The sequence below is a fragment of the Moorena sp. SIO1F2 genome, assembly GCF_010672755.1.
Lineage (GTDB): Bacteria > Cyanobacteriota > Cyanobacteriia > Cyanobacteriales > Coleofasciculaceae > Moorena.
On the sequence record NZ_JAAHFV010000249.1, the window covers coordinates 1 to 9,847 of the forward strand.

Consider the following 9,847-nt stretch of genomic DNA (forward strand, 5'->3'; position numbering starts at 1 on the left):
TCCCCTAACCCCCCTTAAAAAGGGGGGTTAGGGGGGATCTATATACATAATTACAAAGGTGAAATGCTCCCTCTAAATTAGAAATTATAAATTCTTAATTCTTAATTCTGCCTTCTACATTCTTAATTCTACATTCTTAATTCTTAATTCTTAATTCTCATACCCATACTTAATCAAGATAGGTTTAAAACATTCATTAAGCTTATCAATAGTGGCGGGTTGCAACTTTTCCTTATAATCCCCTGGAGTCACTTTACGGATGTGTAATGCGGGATTTTCTTTAGTTGGAAAAATATCGTGCTTCTTAGCTATTTTTTCTATTTTGCTATCCTCAAGCTCTACTTCCAAAAAAGTGATAATATCCGCAACCCACTGACGCTTATGGAAAACGATATCTTCATACCTAAACAGTTTGAATAACTGATCTTCAATCTTGCTGTACCTTTGAATTATTTTGCGAAATATCGGTGCTTGTTGAATCGCGTACTCATCTATATCAATATCTTGTAGTCGCTGGCGATTTTTCCAAAGGACATCACCTACCTTACCTGGGGGAATAACATGACTGTTCTTCATGGAAAAATAATGGGATACTACAATATCCCTAGGATCGCGAATCAGTAAGATCTTTTTGAAACCACTCAAATCGAAATCATTAAGATAGGCAGGGAGATATCGAGAGCCATAAAAGCCATATCCAGTTTTGACAAAAAGGTCACATATCTCCTTACCAAAGGCACTTTCTTCTACCCCTTGATTAAAGGAAGTTTTGGCAACACTAATCAGTGGTATGTTTAAGGTAAAACCGATATCTTCAATAATTTTGTCCTGCATCACACTCCCTGATTTGTGCAGCGCGAATACGAAAAAACTAGGAATAGCACCAGGGGGAGGTACGTCAAGATAGACTTTCTGATTGTCTCGTGTATATAGAATTTTTTCCATCAGGATTCCTGACTACCCTCCCGTAACGGTTCCCAATCGAGTTGCTCTGTAAAGGTAATTCCCTCAATCAGTACTGCTAAATGTCGATTGGACTGATCAACATGATAGGTCTCAGTCTTCAGGGAAAATAAATTGACGCCTTCAAGTAACGAAATCGGTAGGGTAAATACATTAACCTGATCGATCCCACAGTGATGCACTGCTACTCGCAATAGTAACTTACCCTGTTGCCAAACTTCAAGAAACTGACCCTGGGAGACGTTACGGCAGGCAATGACTAGCTGACCTTTCCTGGGATTACTGGCAATGATGGCAAACTCCCCCTCTGGCCACAGTAACCACTGAATGGGACGAAAAATACCAATGTCTGGTAATGGTTGCTCTAATTCTCCAAAACCCTGACGGGTATAACCTTGAATACCAACCCCAGAGATAATACTACTGTTGTTTTTGGCAATACCGCTTTTAATCGCTAGGGGTTGAGTAAGTTTGGCAGAGCCTACGGGAGAGTCTACTAAAAATTTACTCGCCCTGGGAATTTGGAGCTTATCGACCCAACCGCTTTGGTCTAAGGCCACCATAAAACTGTGATAGCTCGACTGTAAGGAGAAGTGGTTGGCTATATAAATAGCTGCGGTTTTCCCCAACAGGTCTAATTTGTGCCGGTCATAGTATAATTCCTTAATTACCTTAGCTAAGGCTTCTGGGGTTTTTTGGGTCACTACTCGTCCTGACACTCGATTCAAGATGGCTTCTTTGACACCACCTACTCCATAGCCAATGGCTGGTGTGCCACAGGCTGCTGCTTCTATAAAGGTTTGACCAAATGCTTCTTGAAGGGATGGCCCAATAAATACATCGGCAGCGCTGTAGTAATATGCTAATAAGGAGGGGTCCTCGATATATCCTGTACTCCAAATATCAAGGTTTTCTGCGATCGCAGAGCCATGACCAAAACTAACCAGTAGGATATTATCGAGATTGGCAATGTCTAGGGCTTTGAGTAGATACTTAAATCCTTTGCGCTGATCGTTTACAGATTGACTACCAGTGAGTATAATAAATTTATCCTGAGGTAAATTCAACTGGCGGCGACATTCTGCCTGGTCTAAGGGCCTAAATATATCTAAATCAATGCCATAGTAAATGCTCTGAAATTTACTTTCGCATTCTTGGAAATTCCGTCGAGGCTGGTGATAGTCAAAGGCATAACGAGCCCAATTAGTGGTCCAGTGACTATCCCCTAGCACTAACAAAGTTTTATAGCTCCCTAAAAGCCGATGTTTTTTACGAAAAGCGTCGGCTATTTTTTCTGATCCTAAGCTCGGGTATTCATGGCTAGTGGGACATTCGTGATCACATAGGGTGGTATAATTTTCACAATCCCCTACATAAGCACAGCGTCCGGTAAGTAACCACTGGTCGTGCATCACAAAGATAGTGGGGAAATGACTAGTAAGTCTTTCCAAAATGTCCAAGGGATTGGTCATATTATGGATATTGCCCACTACGACTAAATCCGGATTGAGACTAGCAATTAATTGATAAACCTCTGACCCTGTGCAGTCTACGGGAGTCAATGACCAGTCTAATGTGCCAGCAACGGGAATTACTTGATGCCCTGCTAAGGCTAAGGATTTGGCAATGCGTTGGTGAGCAATCCCAGCCCCTCCGAGAAATCCGGTATCGTTGAAGCACACAATGCGCAGGCTGTGGCGTTGCCCAGGCTCTTCTTTCGCTTTAGACTTAGGACAATTGAATTTAGTCCGCAGTGCCTCTGATACCGATAGTAATTCCGGCTCATACTTATCTTTAGTGCTAGTCTTTTGGTTTTCATGGATACGGTATTGAGCGACAGGATAACCTATTACCTGTAAGGTGGCTCCCTTGGCAGCAAATCGCGCCCACAAGTCGTAATCCATACTGTAGAAGAGAGATTCATCTACTGAGGCACCACACTTTTCCCAAATGGTGCGGGTAAACATGACTTCTGGCTGATAGAAGAATTTCCCTGTTAGCCAATTCCTTTCTACATCTAAAATTTCTTCAAGGGACATCAGTCCATTAGCACAGGATGTCAAGTGTTGCTCTAGGGCTACGTCATCTTTAAACAGTTGACAGACACCGGCGACCACATCAGCACCACTGGTATAAAACGCTAGCGCTATCCTATATAAGGCTCCTGGGGCTAATCGGTCATCACTATTAAGCCAAGTCAAGATTTCCCCAGATGCGATCGCAAATCCTTTGTTCAAGGCTTCACTTTGGCCACTATCGGGTTCACTAACCACATAGGTAAGGTAGTCTCGATATTGATTAACAATGGTCATGGTTTCATCAGTAGAGCCCCCATCAATTAGGATATGTTCGACATTGGGATAGTGCTGATGAATCACTGATAATATAGTTTCTTCGATAAACTCACCTTGATTCAGCGAAGGGGTAACAATCGATATCTTTGGCCAGGGGCTGCCATCGGGGAGAGTTTGGGGGGGATGATAGGGTTCAATGAAAACGTGAGGCCACTTAGAGATATCGTCTTTTGTCCTAAGCTCTGGATGGCGTTGCTCAATTGAAGTATGAATGGGCGTAGGTTGGGTTTTGGTCAAGCCCCCTAAATCCCCCAGCGAGCAATCCCTCGCTGGGGGACTTTGAGAGTTTTGTTCCCCCCAGCGAGGGATTGCTCGCTGGGGGGCTAGGGGGGCAAAATCATACCCAGAATCAGCAACGCGGTCTGAATTACTATATCCTTTTCGTTCTAAGGCTTCCCCTAAATTCTGGTAGACGGAAACATGAAGACTGGGGTCAATATCAATGGCTTGTTCGTAACAGATAATTGCTTCATCCCACTCCCCAATTCTGGCTAAGGCTTCACCGAGATGACTGTAGGCGTTAGCAAAATTCGGGTCAAGTTCGATAGCTTTACGATAGGCTGCGATCGCATCAAGCCACTGTCCGGTTTTTGCTAATGCTTGTCCCAAGTTGTAATAAGACCACGGCCAATCGGATTTCACCTCAATCCCATGGCGATAGGCAATAATTGCTTCATCCCACTGCTCCAAGGCTTGTAGAGCATCACCTAAATTTTGATAAGACCACGGGAAATCTGGTTTGAGTTCAATGGCTTGTCGGAACACATCGGCTGCGTCTTGCCACCGTTCTAACTTAAGCAAGGCATCGCCCATGTTGTTATAAGACCAGGAAAACTCTGGCTGTATCTCAATGGCTCGACGGTAAGCTGTTACTGCTTCTTCCCACCGTTGCTCCTTAACTAAGGTATCTGCCAAATTATGATGGGCTTGTGCAAGATTCGGTTGCAGTTGAGTCGCTTTGAGATAACAAGGGTAAGCTTCCTCCCATGCTTCCTGTTCTGTGAACAGGTTTCCTAAATAGAAGTAAGCTTTAGCATCTTGGGGATTGTTTTGAACTGCTTGCTGATAAAGGGTTAGCAGCTCTTGCTCTTGTCCTTGCTTTTTTAGCAAATCCCCTAGTCGATGGTAAGCCTCAGACAAATTAGGTTTCAATTCAATTGCCTGACGATAACAAGCTATCCCTTGGGTTAATTTCCCTTGGGCGGTTAAGGTATTACCGAGATTCAAGTGTTCTTCAGCAGATACCGTATTTGGTTCTAAGGTCAGAGCTTGATACCAATAATCCGCTGCTGCTTCTGGTTGATTGGTTTGAGTTAGAACTTTTGCTAAGTTACGGTAAGCTCCAGCAAAGCTGGGATTAATTGCGATCGCTTTTTGATAACATGCGATCGCATCTTGCCACTGCTGCCGCTGAGCATAAGCACTACCTAAATTTGCCTGGACTTTAGCTGAATCTGGATTTTGTTGAGCTGCCTTGATAAACGACTCAAGCTCTTGATCTAGGTCTAGATGAGACTGAGAAGCTCTAGAGTTAGGAAGTTGGGGGAGATGATTGCCGCCGCAGAGTCGTGGTGTGCGATCGCGAATTCTGTCCAATTGGTCTCGGTCTAATTGCTCTGGCTTTAATTGCTCTGGCTTTAATTGCTCTCGGTCTAATCGTTCTGGAGCAGTAGGGATAGGCTTTACGGTTGGATTGGTGGGATTAACGGTAATTTGAGATGGGCTAGGCACGATGGCAACAGTTGATGCTTTTATCGTCCCTCCTCTGTAACGTTTAGGGGGAGTAATTGACACTTGCTGCTGCTTCTGGTTGTCTACCAATTCAGGAACAATAGCCTGTTTCAGGGCATCAGAGGCGTTAGCTTGATTGTGGGTGTGACCATTGATATGACTAGTTAACTGACCATTTATCTGATCAGCTGGTAACTCAGAAGCTGTTAACTCAGAAGCTGGTAACTGAGAACCGGTTCGATAAAATTGCAGTAATTTACGATAGCAAGCATTGGCCTCTTGCCATTTCCCCTGGCGATTCAATGCTTCTGCCAGGTTTTGGTAAGCTACCACCGACTGGGGATTCCGGTCAATTACCTGGCGGTAACAAGCGATCGCTTCTGTTACCAGACCTTCCTTAAACAACTGATTGCCTAGATTAAGGTAGTCCTCTGGTTTAGATTTATCCAACTCTAGCATCAGCTGATGATAACAGCATTTAAGCACTTCCTGTTGGTTTCCCACCTCAGTCCATACTTTAGCTAAGTTGCGATAAGCCCCAGTCAAATCGGGTTTTAGGTTAATCGCCTTTTGATAATATGCGATCGCATCTTCCCAATCCTGCTTACCAGCACACAAGCTACCGAGATTAGCATAAACTTCGGCAAAATCCGGCTCAATTTCCAAAGCTTGGCCATAGTGACCCATAGCTTCAGTAGTCTGACCCATGAACTGTAGCGCATTTCCCCAAATCTTGTAAGCCTGAGCCGTATCTGGGGCAAGTTTAATGGCGCGCTCACAGGCAGCGATCGCCTGTTGCCATTGTCTTTGGTTCAAGTAAGTCTGCGCCTGTTGTAGATACACCGTGACTGCTTCCAAAAGACCTCCTGACTGATATTGTTTACAATCGCCCTCACCAGAGCTAGGAACACATTGATCTATAGATTGTTCTCTTGATTGTGACCGATCTAACTTGACGGTTTCTAGTCCAGCCAATTCAATCGCTTTGCGATAATAGGCACTGGCTTGTTCAAATTGACCTTGTTGCTTTAAAGTTGCTCCTAGACGTTGGTAACCCAAACTCGATTTAGGGTCTAGTTCAATAGCTTTGTGATACTGGGTCACTGCTTCATTTAGTTGACCTTTTGCCCACAGGTAATCCCCGTGATTAATACATGATTCCGCTGTTTTCTGTTCTCCTGCTAGGGGGATAGTTCCTAGTTGCGATGCTCCAAAAGAGCCGCTACGCGAATGCTGATTATTATTTTGATTATTGTTTTGTTCTCTAGATGCTTCTGATGTCGATAACCAGTTAACTAAAGCAACAGGGGGCAGATCACCATTAGTCCCATGCCAATGAGGATAATGGAGTCGATGGGGAGTGATCAGGGTATCTTCTGCCATTGAGGGCAACAGATGATGTTTGGGGGATGGCGAACTAATCAGAAAGTATCGTTTGAGTCGATGGAACATTTCCAAAGGCAACAGAGAACAGCTGATCTGGGAGTAGGGAGTAGTGAGTAGGGAGTAGGGAGTAGGGAGTCGGGAAAGAGAGGAAAGAGAGGAAAGTGTGGGAGGTGTGGGAGGTGTGGGAGGTGTGGGGAGATGGGGAGATGGGGAGATGGGGAGGGGTAATAAAATTGACTATATCTGACCCTTACTAGGAAACGCTATCCTCTCAATCTACAAATTAGATATCGCTAGGAATTATAGCTAATTTTTATTAAAAAATGGGTTAATCAGTTATTGATAACTCAGTTTTGTTAAGGAAATTATTGGCAAACAAAATTATTAGCAGATAACTCCAATTGTCTGTGTGATTTAATTGACAATTAAGCACACCTTTACCTAAGTTTTACACAAGGTTTACAGACGCTTCATACTATAGCATTCAGCCGTCAGCCGTCAGCCGTCAGCCTAAGGCTCATGCTGCTTGAGGTGCTTATTTTATTGAAAAGCACCTCAAGCAGCACCATTTGTAGCACATACAGCGGTTTGCACTTCAATTAGGTACAAATTTATGGGTTTTTAGGGAGCAGGGAGCAGGGACTGAGGCCGTGGGCCACGCTACGCGAACGGAAGAGGAAAGAAGGAGAAAATCCTGTGTACTTGATAGTTATGCAAACCGCCGTAAGCTGATACGCGACACGCTGATAGCTATCTTAAGAGTTACTTTATTAACAGTCTCTGAGAGTTAAATAAGCCATGAGAAAAATAGTGGTTGGGGTAATGGGGCCTGGAGACAAGGCCACTGCTACTGACATTAATCGTGCGTATCGTCTCGGTCAACTGATTGCTGAGAATGGCTGGGTACTGCTGACCGGTGGCAGAAATGTGGGAGTGATGGATGCGGCCAGTCGGGGAGCCAAAATGGTTGGTGGCTTAACGATTGGTATCTTACCCACCAAGGACACTAGGGCCATGTCTGAAGCGGTGGATATTGCCATCGTTACGGATATGGGCAATGCTCGCAATACGATTAATGTACTCTCCAGTGATGTGGTGATTGCCTGTGGTATGGGCATAGGAACAGCATCAGAAATTGCTCTGGCTCTCAAAAGTTGGAAAAAGGTTGTTTTGTTGAGTGACCATCGAGAGAGTCAAGAGTTTTTCTGTAGTCTGTCCCAGGAGAATGTGTTTCTGGCAACGAGTCCAGATGTTGCTATTGAGTTAGTTAAAACTATTTTAAGTCAGGCTTAGATTTGTTTCAGACTTAGGCCGGATCGCAAGTAGTGTGTCAGTGCAACAGTTTTTGAGTGACTAAAAACAGCAGGGGGAAAATGCGTTCGCGTAGCGGCTCCATTCGCGTAGCGTGGCCCATTCGCGTAGCGTGGCCAATAGGCCAAGGCCAAGGAGCATCGCACTATTTCATGATCTGAAGTTTCCTGTTCTGTCTTCCCTAAATTTTGTTAGTTGAATACCATAATTTTCCTGTCTTGATGCAAAGCGCGAGTGGGGGAAACCTCCTTTGGCAGACTGAATCCCTTGTGTAGTAAGCTTTCCGAGTTTTTTAACTGGAACTAATGCACAAAAGGTACTGAAGACACCCTATAGGAAAGGAAGACTAAAGAAAGAAGTGTAACGATTTCGGACAATGCTCAAATTTCAATCTCTAGGCTTATCAATTATTTCCGCCTCGGTTGTTTTCCATAGTCAAGCACTTGCGTGTGTTCCCGAGTCTGTACTAGACCGGTTTACTAACTTTTATTTTTGGCAGGCTAATCCAGAAATGTCAGATAAGAGGATCAAGTCTCACCAAACACAGTACAAAAAAGAGTGGTTGGCTATTAAAGAGGTTTTGAAAGACAGGATTGTTTGGATGGAAATACCTAGCTGTTATGCTGATCATGGAGACTATGGTTATGAGGTGAAGGATTACGGGGAGACAATTACAGCATTAATCGATGCGGTATTCTATGCTAGTCACCCTGAGTTAAAGGGGCGTAAGTTAAGGCCAAGTGAAACCCACTTAATTCGAGAGTGGAACTTGATAAAACAGAGTTTTTTATATGATCCGTGCTAGTCAGCTTGGCATCCCAAGTACACAATAATTGACACAACACTTTTAATTATTATAGCGGTTTATAGTCTAATCAGGTACACAGGATTTTTTCTCTGTTCCCTGTTCCCTAAAGGCGTTGCTTAATCATGGAATGAATTAAAGAGCTTTGTAGAATAGGCATCTTGCCTGTTTCTAATCTTTTTCGGCATCTTGCCTGTTTCTAATCTTTTTCGGCATCTTGCCTGTTTCTAATTTTTTCCGGCATCTTGCCTGTTTCTAATCTTTTTCGGCATCTTGCCTGTTTCTAATCTTTTTCGGCATCTTGCCTGTTTCTAATCTTTTTCGGCATCTTGCCTGTTTCTAATCTTTTCTGGCGGGCAGGATGCCCACCCTACTCCTATTGATTCGCAAATTTAGCAACCCCAAAAATTTGTTACAAAAGTTTTTAAAATATGCTATAATATCGTGTTTTTTGTGTTATAATAAAACCATGCCATGAACGCTAAAACGTTCCATGGTAAGAGCCAGCCGACAGATTCTCCAAGGTCCCAAGGCTGGCTCTAGATCCCTCATCAAAAGAGACAAGATTTATTATGACTTATTACCACCGCCTACACCCGTGGGCTGTTGTTCGGCTATTGCCGCAAATGCAACGGGTCGTTGTTGCTCGGTTCCGCAATCGGTCTAATGCAGAAGGGCACTTAAAGGCTCTGAAACGGTTGATGCCGGATGCTGAATTTGTGATTGTGTTTGATGTTGGCAATGATTCTTCAGAATGCAGAATGTAGAATGCAGAATGTAGAATGTAGAATGCAGAATTCCAAATTCTTAATTCTTAATTCTACATTCTTAATTCAAAAATGTTGTTCGCCTTTGGCTTTCCAGGAAACGGGCAAGATGCCCGTTCCACCAAGATGGCTATTCCAGGCACCTGGTCAAACAGCTTTAATGAGATGTACCCCTACTCCCTTGCCTATACTTAATTCTAATTATTAAGCAGTTTTGCATTTAAATTAGATATTCTTCCGTTAGAAAAAACTCCCTAGTCAATCACAGCAAGAGATTCAAGCTTTGGTAACTAGTCATTAAAAATATCTTGACAAATAATGTTATGTATGCATTGAATAAGCGGAGGCTCTCTAATGCCAATCACAGCAAGAGATTCAAGTTTGAGAAAATATTAATGAATAAGGTATTGACAAATAATGTTCTATATAATATTGCGACGACAGAACTCTGTATGCAAAAAAAAAAGTAAAGAATTGTATACAATAAGTGCTGATGAAAAAAAGTCTGGTAATCTAATTATGGTGGACGT

General features: G+C 43.3%; 7 protein-coding genes. 4 read left to right on the top strand and 3 right to left on the bottom strand.

The features are described from left to right. Positions 1–150: 150 nt before the first annotated feature. Positions 151–945 carry a sulfotransferase domain-containing protein gene (locus F6J94_RS23860; RefSeq protein ID WP_293044736.1) on the bottom strand — a complete coding sequence of 265 codons (795 nt, stop codon included), beginning with the start codon at positions 943–945 and terminating at the stop codon, positions 151–153. Further along, complete coding sequence (locus F6J94_RS23865; protein WP_293044738.1) at positions 945–6,512, bottom strand: tetratricopeptide repeat protein; 5,568 nt, start codon at positions 6,510–6,512, stop codon at positions 945–947. The genes F6J94_RS23860 and F6J94_RS23865 overlap by 1 nt, the downstream gene beginning before the upstream one ends. Positions 6,513–7,232: 720 nt before the next feature. Here F6J94_RS23865 and F6J94_RS23870 point away from each other — a divergent pair. Next, positions 7,233–7,727 (top strand): TIGR00725 family protein, encoded by a 495-nt coding sequence (locus F6J94_RS23870; protein ID WP_293044740.1) that lies wholly within the window; start codon positions 7,233–7,235, stop codon positions 7,725–7,727. Here the strand turns inward: F6J94_RS23870 and F6J94_RS23875 are convergent. Beyond that, on the bottom strand, positions 7,724–7,891 hold the full coding sequence (locus F6J94_RS23875) for a hypothetical protein (RefSeq protein WP_293020520.1): 168 nt from the start codon (positions 7,889–7,891) through the stop codon (positions 7,724–7,726). The two genes, F6J94_RS23870 and F6J94_RS23875, sit on opposite strands and share 4 nt — an antisense overlap. Positions 7,892–8,121: 230 nt before the next feature. On the opposite strand from F6J94_RS23875, the gene F6J94_RS23880 reads away from it, so the two are divergent. The 3 genes from F6J94_RS23880 to F6J94_RS23890 all read left to right on the top strand — a co-directional run bounded on the left by F6J94_RS23880 (position 8,122) and on the right by F6J94_RS23890 (position 9,512). Then, positions 8,122–8,550 carry a hypothetical protein gene (locus F6J94_RS23880; RefSeq protein WP_293020518.1) on the top strand — a complete coding sequence of 143 codons (429 nt, stop codon included), beginning with the start codon at positions 8,122–8,124 and terminating at the stop codon, positions 8,548–8,550. A gap of 572 nt (positions 8,551–9,122) precedes the next feature. Beyond that, positions 9,123–9,317 carry a hypothetical protein gene (locus tag F6J94_RS23885; RefSeq protein ID WP_293044742.1) on the top strand — a complete coding sequence of 65 codons (195 nt, stop codon included), beginning with the start codon at positions 9,123–9,125 and terminating at the stop codon, positions 9,315–9,317. A gap of 72 nt (positions 9,318–9,389) precedes the next feature. Continuing rightward, positions 9,390–9,512 carry a hypothetical protein gene (locus F6J94_RS23890; RefSeq protein ID WP_293044744.1) on the top strand — a complete coding sequence of 41 codons (123 nt, stop codon included), beginning with the start codon at positions 9,390–9,392 and terminating at the stop codon, positions 9,510–9,512. The last annotated feature ends 335 nt before the right edge of the window (positions 9,513–9,847 follow it).